The organism is Brucella sp. GW823-FHT04E01 (assembly GCF_058796175.1).
This window is the reverse complement of sequence record NZ_JBXAIK010000001.1, coordinates 693677-718608: the sequence shown is the minus strand read 5'-3', so window position 1 is coordinate 718608 and position 24932 is coordinate 693677. Positions and strand designations below refer to the sequence as shown.

The window sequence follows — 24932 nt, the reverse complement described above, 5'->3', positions numbered from 1 at the left end:
ACACCGAACTGCCACGTTTGGTACTGTTTTCGCCGTAGTTGCCACCGGCTTTTGGCGATATTTTTGCGCTTTTTAGCGAATTAGCGCCAAATATGCCGACAAGGTGAGGATAGATATCACTGTCGAGTAGAGGATGACGTTGGAGGTTATCGCCGCCTCGCGACGATAATGCTCGGCCAGCATGAAGGGGCCCGTGCCGGTCGGAAGTGCGGCAAGAAGAGCAGCGCTTTGTGCGAGCAGGGGAGGCAATCCGAATACATAGACCGCCAGCAGCCAGGTTGCGAGCGGCTGGACGATGAGTTTCACCGAAACGAGAAAAGCGATGGCATTGACGCTTTCGCGTTCGATCTTGCGCGGCTGGGCGAGAAACAGGCCAAGCGCCACCAGCGCGCAAGGGGATGCGGCACCACCGAGCATCTTCAGGAAGGTTTCGGCCGGGGCAGGGACGGTGAGTCCCAGAAAGGACACCAACGCGCCGAGCGCCGGAGCGACAAGCAGTGGATTGCGGATCAGGGACCGCATGACTTTCCAGATGAGATGAAGCGGCTTCTTCTCTGTCTGCAGGCCGATTTCGATCAGCACGATCGCCAAAGCAAACGTGACGCAGACGGTGATGATGATCGAAATGGTGGTCGCTGCCAAAACGCCTGACCCGAAGGCGATCATCGAAAGCGGAATGCCCATATAGCCGGTATTCGGGTAGGCGGCGTTCAGCCCGTCAAGCGCGGTATCCGCCAGAGGCAGCTTTCCACGCAGTCGCACCAGAAAGGGCAATGCGAAAGCAATGGCGCTTGAGAGCAGAAACACTGCGATGAACCCCGGCTGCCAGAGCTCGCTGCCATGTGTATTGGCCATGATGTCGAAGAGAAGAGCAGGCAGGGCCAGATAGACGACGAAACGGTTCAGCTCCGCTATCGCATGAGGCCCGAGTATTTTCAGCTTGAAGGCACCCCAGCCGGAGAAAATCAGCGCAAAAACGGGAAGGACGACAATCAGCGTTGTGAGCATGGGGCGCATTTCATTTCAGGAAAGGAAAAGGCGCGGTTTTTTGAACCGCGCCTTGTCGAGATCAGAGCCTATCGAGAAGCTCTTGTGTCGGCCATGAATCGGCAGGCATTCCAAGGCGCATCTGTTCGGCGCGCACGGCATCGCGGGTCAGGAGACCGAACACGCCGTCGATTTTTCCGCCCATGTCGTAACCGCGGGCCTGGAGCTTGGTCTGAAGTTCCTTTAGCTGGTCCTGTGTCAGACCCGGAACTGGATTGCCCGGATCGAAGGCAGGTGCACCAGCCAGACGTGTTGCGAAATAAGCAGCCGTTGTGGCGTAGACGATGGACTTGTTCCATTCCACGAACACGTCGAAGTTGGGATAGGACAGGAAAGCCGGTCCCTTGCGGCCCAGCGGCAGTAGAAGCGACGCGTCGCCATCATCCGGGCCGAGTGGACCGTTGAGGCCCATCACACCCTGCTCAGCCCACCAGGAATGTGGCTTGCGGTTGGTGCGGATCGCTTCTTCCCAAGGCAGATCCTTGGTCAGGCGAACTTCCTCCAGCCAAGGTTGGCCACGCTTCCAGCCGAGTTCCGAAATCATGCGGCCAGCGGTCATCATGGCATCGGGAACGCTGCTCTTCAGATCGACCTTGCCATCGCCGTCGCCATCGACGCCACGTTCAAGATAATCCTTCGGCAGAAGTTGCATCATGCCGATTTCGCCAGCCCATGCGCCGGTTGTCGCGGCATCGACGACGCCCTGATCAAATAGCTTGAGAAGGGCGATCAACTGCGGGCGGAACAGATCTGGACGGCGGCAGTCATAGGAGAGGGTGACAAGCGCATTCAGCGTGTCGAAATCACCCTGAATGGCGCCATAGTCGGTTTCAAGCCCCCAGAACGCGGCAAGGACTGGCCCCGGAACGCCATAGGTATCTTCAACCTTCTTGAAGACGTCGGCATATTTGACCAGATTTTCGCGGCCCTTCTTCAAACGAGCTTCCGAGATGAGGCGCTTGGAAAACTCGGTGAAAGTCAGGTTGAAAACAGTCTGCTTGCGGTCGCGATCAAGCACCTTTTGCTCAAGCATGGCCTTGTGCAATTCGGCGATGCCCTTTTCGCCGACACCGGCTTCCCGGGCTTCCTTGGTCAGATTGTCCATCCACTGGCCGTAATCGATCTCGCATTCCGGCTTGGGAAGATTGACGGTGTTTTCAGTTGGCGTCGCAGCAGGCGCTGGAGACGCGGCGGCCTGTGCACCCGACATGGTTGTCGATGCAAGCAAGGCGGCTGCGATAACTGAAGCAAAAAACTTCATTGGTAACTCACACTAATAGATTGGGAGCAAAAGGCTCCCTTTCGGGGATTGTTTTAGCTATTGCCCCAACAAGCCCCGGAAATGAAGCAAAACTTGGTGTGAACTGCCAAACTGCGCCGTGTTAGCGGACCTTGTTGCTTTCCAGCCACTTTTTCCACGAGTTGGCATCGCCTGCGAAGACATTGATATCGGCGTCGCCCTTAATGCCGGGAATTGAGCCGGTGCCGGTATATTGCCAGAACGTCCACGGATGCGGGCCGTACTTCTCGTCCGGATGACCGGCAACGGAGCGCAGCCAGAACGGATAGTCTGCCATCTGCCGCAAGTCGTTGTCATCGAAGAAATCGACCGTCGTGTAAACAATCGGGCGTTTGCCGTAATGCTTTTCCAGCGCCTGCAGGAAGATGCGCATTTCCTTGCGCACAACGGCTGCGTTGGGGCGCAGCTTGCAGGTCGGCGATTGCGGGTTCCACTCCATATCGAGAACGGGTGGAAGCGCGCTCGGATCACGCGGCACGTTCTGGATATACCAGCGGGCCTGTTCGATGGCCGGGCGGCAGAAATAGTAGAAGTGATAGGCGCTCCGTGCGATGCCTGCCTGATGGGCGCCGTTCCAGTGTTCCTTGAAACGGTCGTCGACGCGGTCACCGCCTTCGGTCGCCTTGATGAAGGCGAAGGAAATGCCGCTGGCGCGCACGGCGCTCCAGTCAATGTTGGTCTGATATTTGGAAACGTCTGTGCCGTGGATCGGATAGTGCCAGGGCGTTTTGCCGGTCCAGTCGTGCGGGTCGCGATCACCGAAGCGCGGTGCCTTTACCGAGCCGGACGGCGGTGCGATCCGGGCCACCGAGCCGCCTGATTTCTTTACGTCGGAAAAGTCGTAATCCACCGTCGTGCAGGCGGAGAGAAGTAAAGCGCCGAGGGCGAGAATGCTGCAGCTGGCCAGACGGTTCATATAGTGGTTCCGTGTCGCGAATCAGTCTTCTAACGGTTACGCGATCCGGAGGCGGACGTCACCAGTCTGGCGGGCAAGTTTGGTGCTAATCTGTGGCAGAGGGTGGCATTGTCGAACGAACAACCGTTATCCAGGCAAAGCCGCGATAAAGAATGCGCTTCTCAACGACAGCACTGCGTTCCTGCGCAAGCTGGTCGCAAACCGCGAACAAGTCGCTGCGCGGGGTGACATGGAACCATTCCAGCCATTGGAAGAGTGCCTTTCCGAACCAGCGCGGCAGCCGGGCCTGATCGCCAAAATCGACGATATGCAATTCTCCGCCCGCATTGAGGTGCCGGATGCTCTCACGAATGACCGACTGCCATTGCGGTATCATCGATACGGCATAGGAAATGAAAATCCGGTCGAAGCCGGCTTGCCCGAACAGTCGTTCTGGATCGAACTGGGCCGCATCCGCACGATCAAGCCGGACGCGATCTTCGATGCCAGCGCGCTCCGCCGCCCGGCGTGCCGTATCCAGCATTTCTGCTGAAATATCGATGCCGAAGAGTTTTGCATCGGGGTAGTTTTCTGCAGCTTTTATCAGATTGCGGCCGGTGCCGCAGCCGATCTCCAGAACTGTGCCGTCCTTGGGTACGGACAGTCCTGCGATCATGGGGTCGCGACCCAGAAGATAGTATTTGCGGGTCGCGTCATAGAAGTGCCGCTGACGACGGTAGACCCGATCCATGAGGTTGGCATGGTCTATACCCTGAACGCTCCATGGGCTGCGCGACATGTCAGGCATCCTTCAGCGCATAAAGATGGAACCCGCCATAGATCGACGAGCGATCGCGGTCGTGCAGGGCGCGGGATTCGTCCGCTTGATATTCCCAGCGATCCAGAATCTGCGGTGCCACCCGTCCTGGAAGCAGGCTCGGTTCGGCTGCGGTACGAAAGATGACACGGGCATTTGGTGCTGCCGTACGGGTGATTTCACTCCAGAGGGCATTGAGCTGCTCGTCATTCATCCAGTCCTGCGCATCCAACAGGATATAGCGGTCGACGGATGCCGCAGGCTTGGCAGCGAGAAAATCGGTATAGCTTGCGTTCTGTACGGTCATGCGATCAGCGCGTGCCCGTACCGTTTCGAAGTTGGTGCGCGACAGATAGGGCGGGAGAGGCCCGGTCTCCTCATTGCCGCTATAGCCGCGCCCGAACGCCTGCCAGGCGAAATAATTGTCGGTAAGGGGGAAACCGCAAGCGAGTTTCTCAAGACGGCTGCGCAGGACAAGCGCCATGTCGCCGTTTCCTGCAGTGGCAAGGGCATCATATTGCTGTGGCGGTATGCCCAGTCCGAAAAGGGATGATTTGCGGGCTGTGGCCCAGCGCACCATGCGTTTTTCAAAGAGCGGGGCAAGCGCCGTGTCGAAGAAGCTACGCTGCTCTTCCATTGTGCGCGCCTTCAAGATGTCGCGCGGATCGATCCCGTAGAGGCGCGCCACGCGATGGCCCATGCCGATGAAGACGCCAAGCAAGCCGTGGCGATAGAGGTCGCGCCAGAAAATGGAAATTCGCTGGCGACCATTCCATTTGCGTTTTTCCCAATAGGCGCGGCTTTCGCTGTCCAGATGTGGGCGGATGAAGCGCTTGTAGGCGGCAAGATTGGTCTTGTCGTCGGCTTTCCCGTAAAATCGGTAGAATGCATCGTAGTCGGGCAGGTTTTTGACAGCCGCAAGCTTCAGCCGGTTGAACGCGACGTGTGCCTGATTGAGATCGACCGCCTCCACACGTGCCGGATCGGCAGTCAGGTAGGACATGGCATTGCATCCGCCGGACGCGATGGTGACGATGCGATGGTCCGGCTCTATAGCCAGAGCCGCCATATCAACTTCCGGGTCTTCCCATATCTGCGGATAGACCAGCCCTTTGAACAGCCAGGCAAACAGCCTTTCAGAAAAGCCTGCCCGCGAGAGGGCGCTGTTCTGGGTCACGGCCTGTTTTAGAATTGTGTCGGCTGATGCTTGCTGTGTCATCAAAAATTCCCCTAATGCACGAATCCCGACTTTGATTTTGCCAAGTTAAACATCGTCCAATGACAGGGGCGTGACGAATTAATTGCGGGTTTTTAAACCAGATGAATGCGGCTATACGCCTGTAATACTGTCGCTTTATTACGGTCGGTAAGACTATTTGAGAGAACTTTTTCGCGCTGTTGCCGTTTTCTTGTGTGACGGTCCGAGTCGACGGGATTTCTGTGTCGATGAGTGACCGTAAAGGTGATTGGCCGGATCAACCGGTCACGCACGGAGAAAACAGAGAGAGGCGTTTGGCAATATTGCCATTTAATGCCTGAAACCAGGCCAACGAGCCTGATCTAGGAAGGAGAGCCAACGTGAAGAAGTTTCTGATTGCTTCTGTCGCCGCCGTATCGCTTCTCGGCCTTGCAGCGTGCAATGACAAGAAGGACGACACGAGCAACGCACCGGCACCATCCGCGCCGGCAGCGCCCTCGAACAATGACACGACGACGACGCCAGCCCCGGCAACTCCGGCACCGGCTACCCCGGCGCCAGGTACAGGGACAGCGCCTTCCAACTAAGGTTGGGAAGTCGTAATGCACTAGCATGCGGGTGGCGATCCGGTTTCCGGGTCGCCATTCGTGCCAATAGGCTTCGGTCAAAGGCTTTAGGCCAATGGCTTTAAGCCAATGGTTTTAGGATTGAGATGAACGTTAAAGCAACCATGTCGGGAAAAGACGGGCATTCTGCGTTTTCCGTGTTTCAACGCAGGCTCGGTTCGGTTATGGCTTTTGTCATGAACCGTAACTTCCTGTTTTTCATCTCTGCGATTGTTCTTGTTGTGCTTGCCGCTTGCGGCAAAGGAGACGACGAGACTGCTGCCACCACGAATGGCGGCGAGCAGGGCGCTGCTGCTGTATCGCAGCCTGCCAAACCGGCAGAAAGTGGAAGCACGGAGAAAGGCCCCGATCTGGTCAAGTCGCTCCGCGACAGTTCCGGTGTGGTGAGCCCGGAAGAGAAGGCAGCAGCCATTGAACGCGCACGGACCAATGCTGTCGCTGCGGCAAAATCTGTCGGTCAGACGGATCAGCAGGCACAGACGGCTGGACAAGCAGCAGCCACGGCCGCACAGCGTTCCTTCGACGAACGCGAACCCCAGCAATAAGCGTTCGTTGCGGAACTCGGCAACAATCTAAGCCAATGTCCTGATATTCTTTCTAAATGTTTGTTTTTTAGACTTTCGCTCGCCTGGGCGGTTTTCAGTTCATTCGGAATTCTATAGAAAAGTCCCATGTCGATTTGGGTTCGCATCGGTGAGTTTGTCACTTACGTGGCGTCGAATGCCATTACTGGCGTTATCGAAGCCGTGCGCACCGTTTTCGAAGGTGACGCCGATACACGGCGCCGGGTGGCCTTCTCCATTGCGATGATCGCGCTTTCAGCCAAGATGGCCAAGGCCGACGGGGTCGTCACACAGGACGAAATCCGCGCCTTTCAGGACATATTCGCTGTGCCGAAGGAAGAGACGGCGCATGTCGCGCGGCTCTACGATCTCGCCAAGCAGGATGTCGCTGGCTATGAATCCTATGCGCGTCAGCTCGCCGGATTGTGCAGTGAAGGGCAACCCGATTGCCATCTGCTTGAGGATATCCTCGACGGTCTTTTTCATATAGCCACCGCTGACGGCTATGTGCATGAAAAAGAGATGGCCTTCCTTGCAGGCGTTGCGGATATTTTCGGCTATGATGAAGTCGCTTTCGATCGTATCGCGATCCGGCATGTCCAGCGCGGTGCTGATGATCCTTATGCCATTCTGGGGCTGGAGCGCGGCGTTTCCTTCGAGATGGCCCGCAAGCGCTATCGCTCTCTGGTCAAGGAACATCATCCGGACCGGCTGGTGGCAGAGGGCTTGCCGCTTGAATTCATAACCATTGCCAACAGGCGTCTGGCAGCGATAAACGCTGCCTGGGCAAGCATTGAGAAGAATCTGGAGGCTGCATGAGCAGCGTGCGCGAAATCGAGAGCGAGTTGTTGCGGGAGCTGGCGCTTGACCGGCCCGATTTTGCCGGTGCAACGCTTGATCCGTCACCCAATTTCGGTCCGCGTCGCGACGGCAAGGTGCCTGCCTTTCTCATTCTCCATTATACCGGTCTGGCGACTGCCGAAGAGGCCGTGCAGGTTCTTAAATCGCCAGATATGGAAGTTTCCGCGCATTACCTTGTCCATGAAGACGGGCGGATCGTGCAGATGGTTTCGGAAAAGGCCCGTGCCTGGCATGCGGGCAAGAGCTTCTGGAAGGGCGAAACGGACATCAATTCCGCTTCCATCGGCATCGAGATCGTCAATCCGGGTAATCTCGAAGGCTATCCGCCGTTCAAGGATGCGCAGATCGATGCGGTCATCCGCCTCTGCCGCGATATATGCGAGCGTCATGCCATCAAGCCGGAAAATGTTCTGGCCCACTCGGATATTGCACCTTCGCGCAAGACAGACCCGGGCCATAACTTTCCCTGGAAGCGGCTCCACGAGGCGGGTATCGGCCACTACATCGAGCCGACGTCGATCCGCGGCGGGCGGTTTCTGGCACGTGGCGAAAACGGCCAGCCGGTTGAGGCGTTGCAATCCATGCTGGCACTTTATGGCTACGAAATCGCCATCACTGGTGTCTTCGATGAAGGCACCGAGACTGTGATTAAGGCCTTTCAGCGACATTTTCGGACACAAAATGTGGACGGGGTGGCCGATGTATCTACTATAGATACCCTCTACAGGCTAATTTTTTCTCTGCAGAATGTTACCGCCTGACGAGATGCGGGCGGTTAATCTCTCTATCCAGCGTTGATTCGTATTTCTGTAATGATTTCATAAAAATAGATCGATCCAGCCCGGTTGCAGAAGGGTTGTGGCGAAGGTTTACGCCGCGTTTGCGTGAATCGCGAATGTTACAACCTGTAAGACTATTTTACTTTTACAACCAATCTTCGGCTGCATTTGCCCGGCACTTCATCGCTCAATCCCAGCGGACAAGGGCCTGACAACCCATATCGGGCGGGATCAAAAAACAGGACTGTTTTTACCCAAGACAGACAGTCTGAGAAAAGAAACGTTCCAAGACGGTAGGTTATGAAAATTAAATTTGTTGTTGTTTGCGCCCTTGTTGGCGCGATGAGTTCGTTTGGCCTGAATCCAGCACTGAGTGCCCCTTCAACTGAACCGACCAACCTCGCAGCTCTCCTCAAGGCACGCCAGCAGAACAAGACTGCCGAGGCGGAAAAGCCAACCAAAGCGCCGAAGAAGGCATCGGTCGTAAGCCGCCGTGCGGCTCCGACTGCCAAGAATTCTACGGGCAAGGGTTCTGCTGCTAAGCGTTCGCAGTCGAAGGACACGACTGCTCGTAACGCCAAGAGCGGCGGCGCTTATTCGAGCATTATCAATCGTTACGCATCGACCTATGGCGTGCCTTCCGCACTTGCCCATGCGGTTGTGCGTCACGAAAGCAATTTCCAGCCGAATGTGCGTGGCAAGGCCGGTGAAATCGGCCTGATGCAGATCAAGCTCTCGACCGCACGTGGCCTCGGCTACACGGGTTCAGCCAAGGGTCTCTATGAGCCTTCCACGAACATCCAGTTCGGCATGAAGTATCTGGCCCAGGCGCAGAAGCTCGGCGGCGGCAGCACTTGCGGCACGATCCTGAAGTACAATGCCGGTCACGGTGCAAAGCGTATGAACCCGACCTCGGCGAAATATTGCAGCTCGGTCAAGGCCTATATGCGCGCTCTCTGATGCATTTTCAGGATGCGAATGCAGATTTACGTCGGCGGTCGCGTAGAGTACAGGCCGCCTGATGTGAACGGAAAGCCGACAGTGGAGACACTGTCGGCTTTTCTGTTTCCGGTGACTGCAGATTTTTTCCGGAATCCGGTTCCACTGTTCCGCTATCGTTGCTATATGCGCGCTGTCAGTCGGTTGGGCAGCCGCGCTTGTCATATGCCGAAAGGCGGCAGGTGAGGAAAGTCCGGGCTCCATGGAAACACGATGCCGGGTAACGCCCGGCGGGGGCGACCCCAGGGAAAGTGCCACAGAAAGCAGACCGCCCCGTCTTCCGTACCGTTGCGCAACGAAACGGCAGGGATGACGGGGTAAGGGTGAAAGGGTGGGGTAAGAGCCCACCGCGTCTGCAGCAATGCAGACGGCACGGTAAACCCCATCGGGAGCAAAACCGAATAGGGACGGCGCGCTGGCTCGCAAGGGCCGGCAATCGGTTTCCGGATCAGCCGTCCGGGTGGGTTGCACGAGGCGGGTGGCGACATCCGTCCCAGATGAATGGCTGCCACGTCGGGCGAAAGCCCGGCCATACAGAACCCGGCTTACAGACCGACTGACAATTTTCTCTAGAGCGGCTTCTATTTTAAAAGAAGCATTGGAACCGCTCTAACTATTTGTTTTGTCGCATTGCCCTACGCAAAATTGTTTCACACTTTTGCTGAAAATGCTCCTAATCGACTGCTTCAGCATTCAAACGCAAGAAACGGATAGTTGCGTTACCGCCGGGACTTTAATTGGGACCTCCACGAAATCACGGAGGTTCAGTATGTCCAGTTTGAAAGACAAGGTCGCAATCATCACCGGCGCATCGTCCGGAATAGGGCGCGCCGCCGCATTGCTCTTCGCCAGAGAAGGCGCAGCCCTTGTGCTGAATGCTCGCGGGCTTGCCGGTCTGGAACGTGTTGCGGAGGAGATCGCGGCGTTTGGCGGAAAGGCGCATTGTGTTGCAGGCGATGTCTCAGAAGCTGAAACGCATGAGGCACTTGCTACGGCAGCGAAGGATAAATTCGGCGGGCTTGATATAGCTGTCAACAATGCTGGCACTGTAGGCCCTATCGCGCCGCTTGCCGAAATCGTGCCCGATGATTGGGAAGGGGTGCTGGCGGGCAACCTGACCTCGGCATTTCTGGGAGCGAGATCGCAAATCCCGCTGATGCTCGAAAGGGGCGGCGGCTCGATTGTCTTCACCTCGACATTTGTCGGCACGAGCGTTGGCATTCCCGGCATGTCGGTTTACGGAACCTCGAAGGCAGCTCTCATGGGGATGGTCAAGGGCATAACCGCTGATTACGGCGCCCGTGGCATCCGGGCGAATGCGCTTCTGCCGGGCGGTGTTGATACGCCAATGGGTGGAGATGAAAAGCAGAAGGAATGGGCCGCAGGCCTGCATGCGATGAAGCGGATCGCCCAGCCTGAAGAAATCGCGCAGGCAGCGCTGTTCCTGGCAGGCCCGATGTCGAGTTTTGTTGCTGGTTCGGCGCTTTATGCCGACGGTGGCAACGCCGCAGTGAAGTAAAAGAAAGGGCGGCTCCGCGATACGGAACCGCCCATTCCAAGAGCCTCGGGAGGGGCTTAAATTGGCACGCCGGACATGAAATCGTAAATCAGCTTCATGTTCAGGACGACGATGATCGCGGCGGTAATGGCGGCAAGAATCGTCACCCAGCGTGGAGCGACCAGCGATCCCATCTTCTTTTTCTCCGCCGTGAACATGACGAGTGGAATGATGGCAAAGGGCAGCTGAAGACTCAACACGACCTGAGACAGGATCAGAAGCTCGGTCGTTCCTTGCGAACCATACATGATCGTCACGACAGCAGCCGGAACGATGGCCACGAAGCGGGTGATCGCGCGGCGCAGCCACGGCTTCAGACGTATGTCGATGAAGCCTTCCATCACGATCTGACCGGCCATCGTCGCGGTGATGGTCGAGTTCAGGCCGCAACAGAGAAGTGCAATCGCAAAAAGTGTTGGTGCGAGGGCCGATCCCAATAGCGGGTTCAGAAGAGCATGGGCCTTGTCGAGATCTTCGACACCGGTATTGCCGGTGGCGTTGAAGCTTGCCGCAGCGAGGATCAGGATCGATGCATTGACCAGGAGTGCGAATGTCAGCGCAATGGTGGAATCCAGCGTCGCATAGCGTATGGCTTCGCGCTTTTCAGCGGTCGTGTGGCCGTAATCGCGTGTCTGGATGATGCCCGAATGCAGATAGAGATTATGCGGCATGACCGTGGCGCCGATGATACCAAGGGCGATATAGAGCATGTCCGGATTGCGGATGATGTCGGTCGTTGGCGCAAAGCCCTTGATGACTGCGCCCCATTGCGGCTGCGCCATCAGAATCTGAATAAGGAAGCAGAGCGCAATCACGCCCAGAAGGGTGATGATGAGCGCCTCGACACGGCGAAATCCCTTGTTCTGGAGATAAAGAACCAGAAGCACATCGGCAGCAGTGATGATGACACCGATTTCCAGCGGAATGCCGAAGAGCAGGTTGAGGCCGATGGCGGTGCCGATGACTTCCGCCAGATCGGTGGCGCAGATTGCCAGTTCGGCGAGGAACCAGAGCGGCCATGCGAGAAAGCGCGGATAGGCATCGCGGCAAGCCTGTGCCAGATCGCGGCCGGTTGCGACGGCAAGACGTGCGCAAAGCGCCTGCAGTAGCACGGCCATAAGATTGGACAGCAGCACGACGGATAGCAACGTATAGCCGAAGCGAGAGCCGCCAGCGAGCGAGGTGGCCCAATTGCCGGGGTCCATATAGCCAACGGCTACCAGATAGCCGGGACCGAAGAAGGAAAGTGCGCGACGGAACTTTGAACCTGAACGATTGACTCGGATCGAGCGGTGGACATCGGACATGGATGCTTCGCCGCGATCACGTCGCCAGCCTTCAAATGTTACTTCGCCAGCGCCGGAGGGGCCTGCTCCATGGGGTGCCATACTCAATGCCTTGGGTGTTTATGCAGTTGCAAACTATTTGCATTAAATATGCCAATGATGGGAAGGCGTCAACCGGGGGCGGGGCATCACAAATCATAAGCTTGTGATGCATAGTGTGTGGATCCATCGCATTTGGATTGAAGCAAATATCCGTTTTCGGGCAAGCGCTGAGCGCAAGCTGCCTTCAAAAAATCCCTGTTGAAAATTATGGGGCTGGCACAGTTCTGTAGAAGTGCTGAGCCAAAGGATAACGCTTCATTAAGCTTAATATCCGATAACTGACGAACGAATCCGCCATGTCGCCACGTTGACGGCAAATGGGCGGAATCCGCAAGCAAAACACGAAAGCATGTTTCCTGAAGTTGGGAACCGATTTTGGAACAAAACATGCGTGAAAACAAAAGATTGAAGCGCGAGACGCTTTAAAACGGGCCAAGTACCCGGGAAAGGATCGGAATGATGGCAAGCCTCGGCGGAGACAAATCTCAAGCCGAAGGGGCTGAAGTCCGTCACGTTCCGGTGCTGATCGCCGAAGTGATCGACGCCCTGAAGCCTGTATCTGGCGCAGTGATTGTCGATGGGACATTCGGTGCTGGCGGGTATACGCGTCGCATACTGGAAGCGGGAGCGGACGTGATCGCGATTGACCGCGATCCGACCGCAATCGAAGCCGGGCGGGCGATGGAAAAGCAGTTTCCGGACCGGCTCGATCTGGTCGAGTCCCGGTTCTCTGCTCTTGATGAAGCAGTCTCGAAGGTTAAGGGAGCAGGCAGCAAGGTGGACGGCGTTGTGCTCGATATTGGCGTATCGTCGATGCAGATCGATGAGGCCGAGCGCGGCTTTTCCTTCCAGAAAGATGGTCCGCTCGACATGCGCATGTCGAAAAAAGGACCAAGCGCTGCCGATGTGGTGAACCGTCTCAAGACCGGTGATCTTGCCCGCATCTTCAATTTTCTGGGCGAAGAGCGCCATGCAGGCCGCATTGCACGCATGATCGACAAACGCCGGACCGCACAGCCTTTCACACGTACGCTCGATCTTGCCAATGCCATCGAAACGCTGGTGGGACGCAATCCGAAGGATCGCATCCATCCGGCGACGCGGGTGTTTCAGGCGTTGCGGGTCTATGTGAATGACGAGTTGGGCGAACTGGCGCGGGCGTTGCTTGCTGCCGAACGTATCCTGAAACCGGGCGGTCGGCTGGTTGTCGTGACCTTCCATTCGCTCGAAGACCGCATGGTGAAGCGCTATTTCGCTGACCGCGCTGGCGGTAGTGCCGGATCGCGTCATCTGCCGGAAACACATGTCCGTCTGCCGAGCTTTACACCTGCGGTCAAGGGCGCTGTTGGCCCGACCGCAGAGGAAGAAGAACGAAATCCACGTGCGCGCTCGGCGAAGCTGCGCGCTGGAATAAGGACGGAAAATCCGCCACTGGAAGACGATTTATCGCTTTTCGGACTGCCCAAACTGCCCGAGACGAACGAACTGGCCCGGAGTTGAACGAGTGCTGCGTACTTTCGACATCATCATGATAGCGGCGATGCTGGTGGCGGCGACCGTCACCTACACGATCAAATATGACGCGGAAAAGCAGATCGCGGTGATCGCCAAGCTGAAGCGACAGATCGACTCCGAGAAGGACACGATCACGCTCCTGCGCGCCGACTGGGCATTGATGACCCAGCCTGGCCGCCTGCAAAGTCTCGTTGGTGTCTACGAAAAGGAACTCAACCTCCAGCCGATCGAAGCCGAACAGCTTGTGCTGGGTGTCCACGAAATTCCGGAACGTCCGGTTGACGATATCCAGAAGATCATCTCCGGCAGCGATGAACTGCTTGCAAGTGGCGTGCTTGAAAAGGATGCCATCACGACCGGTAGCGTCAAGAAAAGCGGGGCGAGGCACTGATCATGCGGCTGAGACTTTTCAAAAAAAAGAATATGCAGGCAGATGACGGTGTCGAGCCGGTTGGCGATGAAAAGCTGGCCGGCAACATGGCGTTTGTCGGCTCGCGCAAAAAGCATGGCAACCGCGCGCGCAATCGTCTCTGGATGGCCATCGCCTGTTTTGTCGGCATCTATGGTGTGATGGGCGGCAAGCTCATTTATTTCGGTGTCATCGGCGGCGAAAATGAGGATAATGCAGGTCCGGCGGTTCACCAGCTCGCGTCACGCCCGGATATTCTCGACCGCAACGGCGAAATCCTCGCGACCGACATCAAGACGGCTTCGCTCTATGCAGAGCCGCGCAAGATCGTAGATCCCGACGAAACCATCGAAATGCTGTCGACGGTGCTGCCCGATCTTGATTGGGAAGCGACATATAAGCGTTTGAAAAGTGGTGCCGGTTTCGTCTGGATCAAGCGAGGACTGACGCCCCGCCAGCAGAGCCAGATCATGGCGCTCGGCGTGCCGGGCATCGGCTTCCGTACGGAAAAGCGCCGCTTCTATCCGGGTGGCCCGACCGCGTCGCATATCCTCGGTCTCGTCAATGTCGACAATCAGGGCATTGCGGGCATGGAGAAATATATCGACAGTCAGGGGCTGACCGATCTGCGTTCCGTGGGGCTCGCAACCGGACAGTCGCTGGAGCCGGTGCGCCTCTCGATCGATATTCGTGTGCAGCACATCATGCGTGACGTACTCGTCAAGGCCATGGAACGCTACCGGGCAATTGCTGCCGGTGCTGTGGTGCTGAACGTCAAGACCGGCGAAGTGATCGCCATGGCATCGGTGCCGGATTTTGATCCGAACAACCCGGTCCATGCTCTGGACAAGGACCGCCTGAACCGCATGTCGGCAGGCACCTATGAAATGGGTTCGACCATCAAGAGCTTTACCACGGCAATGGCGCTCGATTCCGGTAAGTTCAACCTGCAGTCGAAACTCGATGCCAGCCGTCCGCTGGTGTTCGGTCGCCAGACGATCCGTGACTTCCACGGCAAGGGCCGCTGGCTGACGCTGCCGGAAGTCTTCATCTTCTCGTCCAATATCGGTTCGGGCCGCGAGGCGGATGCCGTCGGCATTGAAGGCCATCGCGCATTCCTGAAGAAGATCGGCCTTCTCGACCGCATGCAGACGGAGTTGCCGGAAGTGGCGCGTCCCGTTGAGCCGCGTGTGTGGAAGAAGGTCCACTCGATGACGATTTCGTTCGGCCACGGCATGATGACGACGCCGTTGCAGACGGCGGTCGGTGCGGCTGCACTGATGAATGGCGGCAAGCTGATGGAGCCGACTTTCCTGATGCGCACGCAGGCTCAGGCTGATCAGGTGGCCAAGCAGGTCATTCATCCACAGGTTTCTGCGGATATGCGTTACCTCTATCGCCTCAACGCGACCGCTCAGGGCGGCTCCGGCAAGCGGGCCACTGTTCCGGGCTACCGCGTCGGCGGCAAGACCGGCACGGCGGAAAAGGTTGTGCATGGCCGCTACTCGAAGGACGTGCGTTTCAACGCGTTTCTGGCGTCATTTCCGATGGATGATCCGACCTATGTCGTGCTGACCATCATCGACGAACCGAAGCCGGAAGAAGGCAAGTTCAGCGCAACCGCAGGTCTCAACGCAGCACCGATGGTTTCGGAGATCATCCGCCGATCTGCATCGTTCCTCGGCGTGAAGCCCGATTTCCAACTCGAAGCCCAGCCAGCAATGGTTAGCAATTTAAGCGGCAAGCCTGATTTTCAACAGGAAGTGCCGCCAGCAATGGTTTCCAACGAATACGACTGATTCGCATAAAGCAGCCCTTGCAGCGAAACGCGCACAACTGAATCTGGATTTGGTATGACCATGAAACTGAAGGAAATCGCTCTCTTTAAGGAACTGGCCTCCGGCGATGCCGGTGAGGTGGAGATCACCGGCGTCACGTCGGACTCCCGCAAGGTCGAACGCGGTTTTCTTTTCGCAGCGTTGAAAGGCGTGAAAGCAGACGGTGCGGCTTTTGTCGTCGATGCCGTCAAGCGCGGCGCCAGCGCCATCATCGCAGGCAAGGATACGGCTGTCGCTGACGCAGGCGTCCCGGTTCTTCATGTCGATGATCCCCGCCTTGCATTGGCAGTTGCTGCGGCGCAGTTCTATGGCAAGCAGCCACAAGTTATGGTTGCAGTTACAGGCACCAGCGGCAAGACTTCCGTCGCGTCCTTTACCCGGCAGATTTGGGCCTATGCCGGTTTTCCGGCGGCGAATATCGGCACGACCGGCGTGTTTTCGCCGACGCGCAGCGACTATAATTCGCTGACAACACCCGATCCGGTGGAGTTGCATCGTGTTCTGGCAGAGCTTGCCGATGAAGGCGTGACCCATGCGGCCATGGAAGCCTCATCGCATGGCCTTGATCAGCGTCGTCTTGATGGTGTCAAGCTCGCTGCCGGTGCGTTTACCAATCTCGGTCGTGACCATATGGATTATCACGCGACCATCGAGGAATATCTTGGCGCGAAGATGCGTCTCTTCAACACGCTTTTGCCGAAGGGTGCGCCAGCCATCATCTTCTCCGACGATCATTTCTCGGCGCAGGCCATCGAGGCGGCGACGCTTGCTGGATGCGACGTGAAGACGGTCGGACGAAAAGGCAATTTCATTGCTCTCAAGCGGGTCGAGCACGAGCGTTTCCGCCAGCATGTCGAAGTGCGCATCGGCGACGAGATTTTTGAGATCGAACTGCCGCTCGCCGGAGATTTTCAGGTCGCAAATGCGCTGGTTGCTGCAGGGCTTGCCATGGTTACGGGCGTTCCGGCTGCGGCTGCAATGCGTGCCTTGGCGCTCCTCAAAGGTGCGCCGGGACGGCTCGATCTCGTCGGTGCGACGGAAGATGGCGCTCCGGCCTATGTCGATTACGCCCACAAGCCTGAGGCGTTGGAAAATGTTCTGACTTCGGTGCGTCCGTTCACGACGGGCCGGGTGATTGTGGTCTTCGGTTGCGGCGGCGACCGCGACAAGGGAAAGCGTCCGATCATGGGCGAAATCGCCTCGCGACTGGCGGATGTGGCAATCGTCACGGACGACAATCCGCGCTCGGAGGTTCCAGCCCAAATCCGCTCGGAAATCATGGCAGCAGCGCCGGGCGCAACCGAAATTGGTGATCGTCGAGAGGCTATCTTTACCGCTGTATCCATGATGCAGGCGGGCGATACGCTGGTCGTTGCAGGCAAGGGGCATGAAGAGGGCCAGATTGTCGGCAGCATTACCTTGCCGTTCTCTGATCATGCGGAAGTTGCAGCAGCACTTGCTGCCCGCCTTGAGGAGCGCTCGGAATGAGTGACTGGCTCTGGACATCCAACGATATGGTTGAAGCCATGGAAGGCAGGCCCTTTGGCAACCTTCCCGGCGGCATAACCGGCATCTCAATCGACAGCCGTTCGCTGAAACCGGGCGAGGCTTTTTTCGCCATCAAGGGCGAACAGTTCGACGGGCATGATTTCGTAACCAGCGCCATGGCCGCTGGTGCGGGTCTTCTTGTGGTGGCCGAGCATCGTCTGCCCGCATTCGGCAATTCCAAAGTACCGATGATCGTGGTCGAGGATGTGCTTGAGGCCCTGACCAAGCTTGGCATTGCCTCGCGGGCACGCTCGAAGGCGCAGATCATCGCGGTGACTGGTTCGGTTGGCAAGACGACGACCAAGGAAGCCCTGCGTCACGTTCTTTCGGAAGTCGGCAAGGTCCATGCTTCTGTGGCGTCGTTCAACAATCATTGGGGTGTGCCGCTGACGCTTGCGCGCATGCCTGCCGATACGGATTACGGCGTTTTCGAAATCGGCATGAACCATCACGATGAAATTCGTCCGCTGGTGAAGATGGTGCGCCCGCATGTGGCGCTGATCACGCTGATTGCACCGGCACATCTTGGTCATTTCGCCAATCTGGAAGAAATCGCCGTTGCTAAGGCGGAGATTTTCGAAGGCATAGTTCCAGGCGGCTATGCGCTTCTCAATCGTGATGACAAGCGCTTCAAACAGCTGGAAGAACTGGCCGAAAAGGCCGGTGTCGAACACATTGCCACATTCGGCGAGAACGCCCGGTCCGACTATCGTCTGCGCGAAGTGAAGCTGCACCCAACCTGCTCCTGCATGACGGTCAAAATCGGAACGCATGAAGCAGCCGTGAAGGTTGGTATGCCGGGCCGTCATATTGTGCAGAACATGCTCGCCGTTCTTGGGGCCGCTGATCTGGTCGGAGCTGATATCGCCAAGGTGATGATGGCCATGGCGACGCTTTCTGCAGAAGGCGGTCGTGGTGCGCGCCATGTGCTTCAGCATCCTGAAGGAACCTTCACGCTGATCGACGAGAGCTACAACGCCAATCCGACCTCGATGCGCGCAGCCCTGTCGCTGTTGCATTCGACCACACCGGAAGGTTCGCGTGGCCGTCGCATCGCGGTTTTAGGCGACATGCTGGAGCTTGGCCGTCAGTCGGGCAAACTTCATGCCGATCTCGCGCGCCCGATCGTGGATGCTGAAGTGAATACGCTTTTTATCGGTGGACCGGACATGTCGGCGCTGAAAAATGCCTTGCCGGTTGAAATTCAGACCGAGTACAGGCAAAGCACCGACGAATTGTTGCCGCTGGTGATCAAGGCGGTCCGTCCGGGCGATGTCATCATGGTGAAATCGTCGAAGGGGATCGGCTTTTCCAAAATCGTCAAGACGTTGATTAGCCAGTTTCCGCCGGTGGAACCCGCGGAGTAAGCGGTATTTGAGGGATTTTTCTCTACATGTTGATGCTTCTCACCTTCTTCGCCGAACATATGACACCGCTCAATGTGTTCCGCTACATTACCTTCCGCACCGGCGGCGCGATGATTACATCGGCGCTGATCGTGTTCCTGTTCGGCCCGTCGATCATCAACTCGCTTCGGGTGCGTCAGGGGAAAGGCCAGCCGATCCGCGCTGACGGTCCGCAGACCCATTTCAAGAAGGCCGGTACACCCACCATGGGCGGCCTCATGATCATGACCGGCATTCTTGTGTCATGCCTGCTCTGGGCCAATCTGGCCAGCGTCTATGTCTGGGTCGTTCTGCTGGTTACGGTGGGTTTCGGCGCCATCGGCTTCTATGATGATTATCTCAAGGTGACGAAGCAGTCCGACAAGGGTTTTTCCGGCAAGGCGCGTCTTGGCATCGAATTCCTGATCGCCGCTATTGCCGCGTTCGTCATCATGCGGGCAGGGCAGGAGCCGTTCTCGTCGTCGCTGACATTCCCGTTTGCCAAGCAGTTCGTCGTCAATCTGAGCTGGTTCTTCATTCCGTTTGCAGCCTTCGTCATGGTGGGCGCAGGCAATGCCGTAAACCTGACAGATGGTCTCGACGGGCTTGCAATCGTACCGGTCATGGTGGCCGCAGCGTCTTTCGGCTTCATTGCCTATCTTTCCGGCAACGCGATCTTCGCCGACTATCTGCAGATTCATTTCGTGCCGGGCACAGGTGAACTTGCCGTGGTTCTTGGCGCTGTTATCGGCGCGGGCCTCGGCTTCCTGTGGTTCAATGCGCCTCCCGCCGCTATCTTCATGGGCGATACGGGTTCGTTGGCGCTGGGTGGTATGCTGGGCACTGTTGCGGTTGCAACGAAGCATGAAATCGTTCTCGCCATCATCGGTGGTCTGTTCGTCGTCGAAGCGCTTTCCGTCATCATTCAGGTTGGCTCCTTCAAGCTGACCGGCAAGCGTGTCTTCCTCATGGCGCCTATTCACCACCATTTCGAAAAGAAGGGCTGGACCGAGAGCCAGGTCGTGATCCGCTTCTGGATCGTTGCGATCATTCTCGCGATGATCGGCCTTTCCACCCTGAAGCTCAGATAACAGGCATATCGAATGATCCCGATCACCGCCCTCAAGGATAAGACAGTCGCCCTTTTCGGACTGGGCGGGTCGGGTATCGCGACCGCCAAGGCCATTCTCGCGGGCGGCGCAAAGATCATTGCCTGGGATGACAATCCCGACAGCGTTGCCCGTGCCCAGAGCGCGGGCATTGCCACAGGCGATTTGCGGCAGGCTGACTGGACGCAATTTGCGGCTTTCGTGCTTTCGCCGGGCGTTCCGCTGACCCATCCAAAGCCACACTGGACTGTCGATCTGGCTCATGCCGCAGGTGTCGAAATCATCGGTGATGTGGAGCTGTTTGTCCACGAGCGCAATCACATTGCTCCCGATTGCCCGTTCATCGCCATCACCGGCACCAACGGCAAATCGACGACGACCGCTTTGATCGCCCATATCATCAAGGCTTCCGGTCGGGATATGCAGCTTGGCGGCAATATCGGCACCGCAATCCTGACGCTGGAGCCGCCGCAGGCAAATCGCTTCTATGTGGTCGAATGTTCATCCTATCAGATCGATTTGGCGCCATCGCTGAACCCGACGGCGGGCATTCTGCTCAATCTGACACCGGATCATCTCGACCGTCATGGCTCAATGGAAAACTATGCCGCGATCAAGGAACGTCTGGTGGCGGCGAGCGACACGGCAATTGTCGGCGTTGATGATGATTATTGCGAAGCCATTGCGGACCGGCTTTATCGCGATGGTGTACACGTCGTGCGAATTTCCAAGGAAAGGCACCTTGGCAAAGGCTATTTCGCTGACGGCGCAAAGCTGCTCTGGTCGCAGGACGGGGAAATTGACGAAATCGCTTCCCTGGAAGGTATCGGTTCGCTGCGCGGTGCGCACAATGCGCAGAACGCGCTTGCGGCTGTCGTCGCCTGCCTGTCAGTGGGCTTAAGCCTTGAAGAAATCGATGCGGGATTGAAGAGCTTTCCCGGTCTGGCCCACCGCATGGAGCAGGTTGGGCATCGCGGGAAAGTCCTGTTCGTCAACGATTCCAAGGCAACCAATGCGGAAGCAACGGCTCCGGCGTTGTCCTCCTTCCCGCAGAACATCTACTGGATTGCAGGTGGTGTGCCGAAAGCTGGCGGGATTACCTCGCTGGCCGGGTTCTTCCCGCGAATTGCCAAGGCCTATCTGATCGGCGAAGCCGCAGCGCAGTTTGCGGCAACGCTTGGCGATGGGGCGCCATTTGAGATTTCTGACACGCTTGCAGTTGCCGTCGAACATGCGGCTCGCGATGCCGGTAACGATGCGGCTCCCGAACCGGTTGTGCTGTTGTCGCCCGCTTGCGCGAGCTTCGATCAGTTCCAGAATTTTGAAAAACGCGGCGATGCATTCCGCAGCGCTGTTCTGGCGCTTCCGGGCGTCGAGCCGATAGGAGGGAAAAGCTGATGGTAAGCCGTGTCGATCGCGGTCCTGTCGCCAATTGGTGGTGGACAATAGACCGCTTCTTCCTCGCTGCATGTCTTGCTCTAATGGGGCTTGGCATTCTGCTGTCATTCGCCGCAAGTCCTGCCGTGGCCCAGCGTATCGGGCTCGACGGGTTCCACTTTGTCGAGCGCCAGATTTTCTTCATGCTGCCGGCAGTTGGCGTCATGATCGGCGTGTCGTTTCTGTCGCCGCGCCAGATCAGGCGATTTGCTTTGATCCTGCTCGGCATTTCGCTTGTATTGATGGTTGCCGCACTGTTCTTCGGTATCGAAGTGAAAGGTGCGCGGCGCTGGGTCAATCTGGCAGGGATCTCTATCCAGCCGTCAGAATTCATGAAGCCTGCATTCGTGGTGGTTTGCGCCTGGCTGTTCTCGGAGCGTGAACGCGGTGGCGAAATGCCCGGCAATTTTCTTGCCATGCTGCTGTTCGGCACCGTTGCTGCTTTGCTCGTCCTCCAGCCTGACCTTGGCCAGACAATGCTGACCACAGGCACATGGGGTGCCATGTTCTTCCTCGCCGGTCTGCCGATGTTCTGGATTCTGGTCCTGGGTGGTCTTGCTGTTTGCGGCGGCGTTTCAGCCTATTTCATGTTCGATCACGTGGCCGGGCGTATCAACCGGTTCATGACAGGCGAGGGCGACACGTTCCAGGTCGATGCCGGACGCGAAGCAATCCTGCGCGGCGGCTGGTTCGGACAAGGTCCGGGCGAAGGTACCATCAAGCGCATCATCCCGGACAGCCATACCGATTTCATTTTCTCGGTTGCGGCAGAAGAATACGGCATCGTTCTGTGCATGATCATCATGCTGCTTTTCGCATTCATCGTCGTGCGCGGCCTTTCGATTGCGTTGCGCGAGCGTGATCCGTTCACCCGTCTGGCTGTCTCGGGGATTGTCATTCTGTTCGGCTTCCAGTCGATCATCAACATGGCTGTGAACCTGCATCTCATGCCTGCAAAGGGAATGACCCTGCCGTTCATCTCCTATGGCGGTTCCTCGCTCATTGCCATCGCCATCACGATGGGCATCCTTCTGGCTCTGACGCGCCGCCGTCCGGAAGCCCGCATGACCCATACGGTCGGTAGCGGTGTCGATATGGGCAAACGCATTCCTGCGCTGTGAGGGGCTGATGGTAAAAGGCGTAATCGTACTGGCCGCCGGTGGAACGGGCGGTCATCTTTTTCCGGCGGAAGCGCTGGCGCATGAACTGAAGGCGCGTGGTTGGGACGTCCATCTGGCGACCGATGCGCGCGCGCAGCGTTTCGCGGGTGCCTTCGCGGAAGATCATGTTCATGTCATTCGTTCGGCAACAATTGCAGGCCGCAACCCGATAGCGCTCCTGAAGACGTTCTGGTCACTATGGCAGGGCAATCTCGATTCCCGTAAATTGTTCCGCAGGCTGAAGCCCAAACTCGTTGCGGGCTTTGGTGGCTATCCGACGCTGCCGCCGCTCTATGCCGCGAGCAACATGAACATCCCGACGATGGTGCACGAGCAGAATGCCGTCATGGGTCGCGCCAATAAGGGCCTTGCAGGTCGCGTGAAAGCAATTGCCGGTGGTTTCCTGCCCGAGACCGGTGGGGCCCATGCCGAAAAGACGGCTACGACCGGCAATCCGGTGCGTCCACCAGTTCTGACTGCAGCCGGAACGCCCTACAAGCCGGTCAAGGCGGATGAACGTTTCCGCCTGCTGGTTTTTGGCGGTAGCCAGGGCGCTCAGTTCTTTTCGACTGCCATTCCCGCTGCCGTGGCTTTGCTGCCAGAGAACGACCGAGCGCGGCTGCTGATCACCCAGCAGGCCCGCAAGGAAGACGAAGCCGCTGTACGCGAAGCTTACAAGAAACTTGGTGTTCCCGCTGACGTTGCGCCGTTTTTCAACGATATGCCAGCACGCATGGCGGATGCTCAGTTCGTGATTTCGCGGTCCGGTGCTTCGACCGTTTCTGAGATCACCGTGATCGGTCGTCCGGCGATGTTGGTGCCGTTTCCGCACGCGCTCGATCATGATCAGGCAGCGAATGCAGCAGCGCTCGCGGCTGTCGGCGGTGGCGAGGTTGTTCGCCAGTCGGAATTGTCGCCAGAACGCCTTGCCGAGATACTCCAGGCTGCGATGAATGAGCCACAGCGCCTCGAAGTACAAGCAAAAGCTGCAAAAAGCGTTGGTAAGCCGGATGCAGCGCAGTTGCTTGCTGATCTGGCAGAGGCTATTGCAGCAGGTAAATCTGTTCAGGAATTCAAAGAAGGAACTCGGCCATGAAAATGCCGCTGAATATCGGGCTTGTCCATTTCATCGGAATTGGCGGCATCGGCATGAGCGGTATTGCCGAAGTGCTGCATAATCTCGGCTACAAGGTACAGGGCTCTGACCAGTCCGACAGCGCCAATGTGCAGCGCCTGCGTGAAAAAGGCATTGAGGTCTTTGTCGGCCACAAGGCTGAAAATATCGGTGATGCCGAAGTTGTTGTCGTTTCGACGGCGATCAAGAAAAACAATCCCGAGCTGGTTGCTGCACGCGAAAAGCTGCTGCCTATCGTGCGCCGCGCCGAAATGCTGGCCGAGTTGATGCGCTTCCGTCATGCGGTTGCGATTGGCGGTACGCATGGTAAGACCACCACGACCTCAATGGTCGCCGCATTGCTCGATGCCGGGCATCTTGATCCGACCGTCATCAATGGCGGTATCATCAATGCTTACGGTACCAATGCCCGTATGGGCGATGGTGACTGGATGGTGGTGGAAGCCGACGAAAGCGACGGCACGTTCCTCAAACTGCCAGCCGATATCGCGGTCGTCACCAATATCGATCCGGAACATCTCGACCATTACGGCAATTTCGATGCCGTGCGTGCGGCTTTCGCGCAGTTTGTCGAGAATGTTCCGTTCTATGGCTTTGGCGTGATGTGCCTTGACCATCCGGAAGTGCAGGCTCTGGTGAGCCGGATCGAAGACCGCCGCATTGTGACTTATGGCCAAAACCCGCAGGCTGATGTGCGTTTTGTCAATCACCGCATGGATGGTGCTGCGAGTCTGTTCGATGTCGTGATCCGTTCGCGCAAGGGCGAGGCAACCGAGATCAAGGATCTGCGTCTGCCGATGCCGGGGCAGCACAACGTATCCAATGCGACGGCGGCAATCGCCGTTGCGCATGAGCTGGGTATCGTGGCCGACGATATTCGTCGTGGCCTTGGTTCGTTCGGCGGTGTGAAACGTCGCTTTACCCATACGGGCACGTGGAACGGCGTAGAGATATTCGACGATTACGGCCATCACCCGGTTGAAATCCGCGCCGTGCTGAAAGCTGCACGTGAAGCCACAAAAGGTCGTGTGGTCGCCATTGTGCAGCCGCACCGCTATACGCGTCTGGCAAGCCTGTTTGATGAATTCGCGGCATGTTTCAACGATGCCGATACGGTTATCGTGGCGCCGGTCTATACGGCTGGCGAAGACCCTATCGAAGGCGTCAATTCCGAGGCGCTCGTATCGCGCATCAAAACCGCAGGTCATCGCGATGCACGCTATGCCAGCGGGCCAGAAGCACTGGCACCGTTGGTTGCTTCGATAGCGGAGCCGGGCGACTTCGTGGTCTGCCTCGGCGCAGGCAATATTACGCAGTGGGCATATGCGCTGCCGAAAGAACTGGCTGAACAGGGTAAGAAGTAAG

The 24932-nt window shown here is 57.4% G+C and carries 22 protein-coding genes and 1 other RNA gene; 17 read left to right on the top strand and 6 right to left on the bottom strand.

Annotation, left to right across the window (positions count from 1 at the left end; genetic code table 11):
* Nucleotides 1–72: 72 nt before the first annotated feature.
* From AC1RHM_RS03610 to AC1RHM_RS03590, 5 genes are all read right to left on the bottom strand, one after another.
* Nucleotides 73–1008 carry an AEC family transporter gene (locus AC1RHM_RS03610; protein ID WP_010659709.1) on the bottom strand — a complete coding sequence of 312 codons (936 nt, stop codon included), beginning with the start codon at nucleotides 1006–1008 and terminating at the stop codon, nucleotides 73–75.
* 61 nt (nucleotides 1009–1069) lie between these two features.
* Entirely contained in the window at nucleotides 1070–2308 is a 1239-nt protein-coding gene (locus AC1RHM_RS03605; protein WP_010659710.1) for a lytic murein transglycosylase, read from the bottom strand.
* 121 nt (nucleotides 2309–2429) lie between these two features.
* The gene (locus AC1RHM_RS03600; RefSeq protein WP_029929055.1) at nucleotides 2430–3263 is read right to left on the bottom strand and encodes a glycoside hydrolase family 25 protein; all 834 of its coding nucleotides are present in this window, start codon (nucleotides 3261–3263) and stop codon (nucleotides 2430–2432) included.
* Between the two features lie 85 nt (nucleotides 3264–3348).
* On the bottom strand, nucleotides 3349–4041 hold the full coding sequence (locus tag AC1RHM_RS03595) for a class I SAM-dependent methyltransferase (protein ID WP_010659711.1): 693 nt from the start codon (nucleotides 4039–4041) through the stop codon (nucleotides 3349–3351).
* 1 nt (nucleotide 4042) lies between these two features.
* Entirely contained in the window at nucleotides 4043–5278 is a 1236-nt protein-coding gene (locus AC1RHM_RS03590; protein ID WP_010659712.1) for a BtaA family protein, read from the bottom strand.
* Nucleotides 5279–5637: 359 nt separating this feature from the next.
* On the opposite strand from AC1RHM_RS03590, the gene AC1RHM_RS03585 reads away from it, so the two are divergent.
* The 7 genes from AC1RHM_RS03585 to AC1RHM_RS03555 all read left to right on the top strand — a co-directional run bounded on the left by AC1RHM_RS03585 (nucleotide 5638) and on the right by AC1RHM_RS03555 (nucleotide 10604).
* Entirely contained in the window at nucleotides 5638–5844 is a 207-nt protein-coding gene (locus AC1RHM_RS03585; RefSeq protein ID WP_010659713.1) for a hypothetical protein, read from the top strand.
* Between the two features lie 125 nt (nucleotides 5845–5969).
* A complete protein-coding gene (locus AC1RHM_RS03580) occupies nucleotides 5970–6428 on the top strand; it encodes a hypothetical protein (RefSeq protein ID WP_029376069.1) in 459 nt (152 codons plus the stop codon).
* Nucleotides 6429–6554: 126 nt separating this feature from the next.
* The gene (locus AC1RHM_RS03575) at nucleotides 6555–7265 is read left to right on the top strand and encodes a J domain-containing protein (RefSeq protein ID WP_010659715.1); all 711 of its coding nucleotides are present in this window, start codon (nucleotides 6555–6557) and stop codon (nucleotides 7263–7265) included.
* Entirely contained in the window at nucleotides 7262–8068 is an 807-nt protein-coding gene (locus AC1RHM_RS03570; RefSeq protein ID WP_010659716.1) for an N-acetylmuramoyl-L-alanine amidase, read from the top strand. Before AC1RHM_RS03575 ends, AC1RHM_RS03570 begins: the two co-directional genes overlap by 4 nt.
* A 318-nt stretch (nucleotides 8069–8386) precedes the next feature.
* Nucleotides 8387–9046 (top strand): lytic transglycosylase domain-containing protein, encoded by a 660-nt coding sequence (locus AC1RHM_RS03565; protein WP_010659717.1) that lies wholly within the window; start codon nucleotides 8387–8389, stop codon nucleotides 9044–9046.
* Between the two features lie 175 nt (nucleotides 9047–9221).
* An RNA gene (rnpB, locus tag AC1RHM_RS03560) (RNase P RNA component class A) lies at nucleotides 9222–9649 on the top strand.
* Between the two features lie 205 nt (nucleotides 9650–9854).
* On the top strand, nucleotides 9855–10604 hold the full coding sequence (locus AC1RHM_RS03555) for an SDR family oxidoreductase (RefSeq protein WP_010659719.1): 750 nt from the start codon (nucleotides 9855–9857) through the stop codon (nucleotides 10602–10604).
* A 56-nt stretch (nucleotides 10605–10660) separates the two neighbouring features.
* Here AC1RHM_RS03555 and AC1RHM_RS03550 read toward each other — a convergent pair whose 3' ends face one another.
* Entirely contained in the window at nucleotides 10661–12031 is a 1371-nt protein-coding gene (locus AC1RHM_RS03550) for an Nramp family divalent metal transporter (protein WP_010659720.1), read from the bottom strand.
* A 456-nt stretch (nucleotides 12032–12487) separates the two neighbouring features.
* Here AC1RHM_RS03550 and rsmH point away from each other — a divergent pair, with 456 nt between their 5' ends.
* From rsmH to murC, 10 genes are read left to right on the top strand one after another with little or no spacing between them, the layout of a single operon-like run.
* Nucleotides 12488–13531, top strand: coding sequence for a 16S rRNA (cytosine(1402)-N(4))-methyltransferase RsmH (gene rsmH, locus AC1RHM_RS03545; RefSeq protein ID WP_029376071.1), 1044 nt, complete (start codon nucleotides 12488–12490; stop codon nucleotides 13529–13531).
* 4 nt (nucleotides 13532–13535) lie between these two features.
* Nucleotides 13536–13937 (top strand): cell division protein FtsL, encoded by a 402-nt coding sequence (gene ftsL, locus AC1RHM_RS03540; RefSeq protein WP_010659722.1) that lies wholly within the window; start codon nucleotides 13536–13538, stop codon nucleotides 13935–13937.
* Between the two features lie 2 nt (nucleotides 13938–13939).
* Entirely contained in the window at nucleotides 13940–15754 is a 1815-nt protein-coding gene (locus AC1RHM_RS03535; protein ID WP_010659723.1) for a peptidoglycan D,D-transpeptidase FtsI family protein, read from the top strand.
* A 54-nt stretch (nucleotides 15755–15808) separates the two neighbouring features.
* Nucleotides 15809–17281, top strand: coding sequence for a UDP-N-acetylmuramoyl-L-alanyl-D-glutamate--2,6-diaminopimelate ligase (locus AC1RHM_RS03530; protein WP_010659724.1), 1473 nt, complete (start codon nucleotides 15809–15811; stop codon nucleotides 17279–17281).
* Complete coding sequence (locus tag AC1RHM_RS03525; RefSeq protein WP_010659725.1) at nucleotides 17278–18708, top strand: UDP-N-acetylmuramoylalanyl-D-glutamyl-2,6-diaminopimelate--D-alanyl-D-alanine ligase; 1431 nt, start codon at nucleotides 17278–17280, stop codon at nucleotides 18706–18708. The genes AC1RHM_RS03530 and AC1RHM_RS03525 overlap by 4 nt, the downstream gene beginning before the upstream one ends.
* Nucleotides 18709–18734: 26 nt before the next feature.
* Complete coding sequence (gene mraY / locus AC1RHM_RS03520; protein WP_010659726.1) at nucleotides 18735–19817, top strand: phospho-N-acetylmuramoyl-pentapeptide-transferase; 1083 nt, start codon at nucleotides 18735–18737, stop codon at nucleotides 19815–19817.
* Between the two features lie 12 nt (nucleotides 19818–19829).
* Nucleotides 19830–21233, top strand: a complete 1404-nt coding sequence (gene murD / locus AC1RHM_RS03515) for a UDP-N-acetylmuramoyl-L-alanine--D-glutamate ligase (protein WP_010659727.1) — start codon at nucleotides 19830–19832, stop codon at nucleotides 21231–21233.
* Nucleotides 21233–22393, top strand: coding sequence for a putative lipid II flippase FtsW (gene ftsW, locus AC1RHM_RS03510; protein WP_010659728.1), 1161 nt, complete (start codon nucleotides 21233–21235; stop codon nucleotides 22391–22393). Before murD ends, ftsW begins: the two co-directional genes overlap by 1 nt.
* A gap of 7 nt (nucleotides 22394–22400) precedes the next feature.
* Nucleotides 22401–23528 carry an undecaprenyldiphospho-muramoylpentapeptide beta-N-acetylglucosaminyltransferase gene (gene murG / locus AC1RHM_RS03505; protein WP_010659729.1) on the top strand — a complete coding sequence of 376 codons (1128 nt, stop codon included), beginning with the start codon at nucleotides 22401–22403 and terminating at the stop codon, nucleotides 23526–23528.
* Nucleotides 23525–24931, top strand: coding sequence for a UDP-N-acetylmuramate--L-alanine ligase (gene murC, locus AC1RHM_RS03500; protein WP_010659730.1), 1407 nt, complete (start codon nucleotides 23525–23527; stop codon nucleotides 24929–24931). Before murG ends, murC begins: the two co-directional genes overlap by 4 nt.
* The last annotated feature ends 1 nt before the right edge of the window (nucleotide 24932 follow it).

Coding starts and splice junctions, on each gene's coding strand:
- AC1RHM_RS03535 (WP_010659723.1), top strand. CDS start 13,940: ATGCGGCTGAGACTTTTCAAAAAAAAGAATATGCAGGCAGATGACGGT.
- ftsW (WP_010659728.1), top strand. CDS start 21,233: ATGGTAAGCCGTGTCGATCGCGGTCCTGTCGCCAATTGGTGGTGGACA.
- AC1RHM_RS03530 (WP_010659724.1), top strand. CDS start 15,809: ATGACCATGAAACTGAAGGAAATCGCTCTCTTTAAGGAACTGGCCTCC.
- murC (WP_010659730.1), top strand. CDS start 23,525: ATGAAAATGCCGCTGAATATCGGGCTTGTCCATTTCATCGGAATTGGC.
- mraY (WP_010659726.1), top strand. CDS start 18,735: ATGTTGATGCTTCTCACCTTCTTCGCCGAACATATGACACCGCTCAAT.
- AC1RHM_RS03565 (WP_010659717.1), top strand. CDS start 8,387: ATGAAAATTAAATTTGTTGTTGTTTGCGCCCTTGTTGGCGCGATGAGT.
- AC1RHM_RS03555 (WP_010659719.1), top strand. CDS start 9,855: ATGTCCAGTTTGAAAGACAAGGTCGCAATCATCACCGGCGCATCGTCC.
- AC1RHM_RS03610 (WP_010659709.1), bottom strand. CDS start 1,008: ATGCTCACAACGCTGATTGTCGTCCTTCCCGTTTTTGCGCTGATTTTC.
- AC1RHM_RS03575 (WP_010659715.1), top strand. CDS start 6,555: ATGTCGATTTGGGTTCGCATCGGTGAGTTTGTCACTTACGTGGCGTCG.
- rsmH (WP_029376071.1), top strand. CDS start 12,488: ATGATGGCAAGCCTCGGCGGAGACAAATCTCAAGCCGAAGGGGCTGAA.
- AC1RHM_RS03580 (WP_029376069.1), top strand. CDS start 5,970: ATGAACGTTAAAGCAACCATGTCGGGAAAAGACGGGCATTCTGCGTTT.
- AC1RHM_RS03600 (WP_029929055.1), bottom strand. CDS start 3,263: ATGAACCGTCTGGCCAGCTGCAGCATTCTCGCCCTCGGCGCTTTACTT.
- AC1RHM_RS03570 (WP_010659716.1), top strand. CDS start 7,262: ATGAGCAGCGTGCGCGAAATCGAGAGCGAGTTGTTGCGGGAGCTGGCG.
- AC1RHM_RS03595 (WP_010659711.1), bottom strand. CDS start 4,041: ATGTCGCGCAGCCCATGGAGCGTTCAGGGTATAGACCATGCCAACCTC.
- AC1RHM_RS03590 (WP_010659712.1), bottom strand. CDS start 5,278: ATGACACAGCAAGCATCAGCCGACACAATTCTAAAACAGGCCGTGACC.
- murD (WP_010659727.1), top strand. CDS start 19,830: ATGATCCCGATCACCGCCCTCAAGGATAAGACAGTCGCCCTTTTCGGA.
- AC1RHM_RS03550 (WP_010659720.1), bottom strand. CDS start 12,031: ATGGCACCCCATGGAGCAGGCCCCTCCGGCGCTGGCGAAGTAACATTT.
- AC1RHM_RS03605 (WP_010659710.1), bottom strand. CDS start 2,308: ATGAAGTTTTTTGCTTCAGTTATCGCAGCCGCCTTGCTTGCATCGACA.
- AC1RHM_RS03525 (WP_010659725.1), top strand. CDS start 17,278: ATGAGTGACTGGCTCTGGACATCCAACGATATGGTTGAAGCCATGGAA.
- murG (WP_010659729.1), top strand. CDS start 22,401: ATGGTAAAAGGCGTAATCGTACTGGCCGCCGGTGGAACGGGCGGTCAT.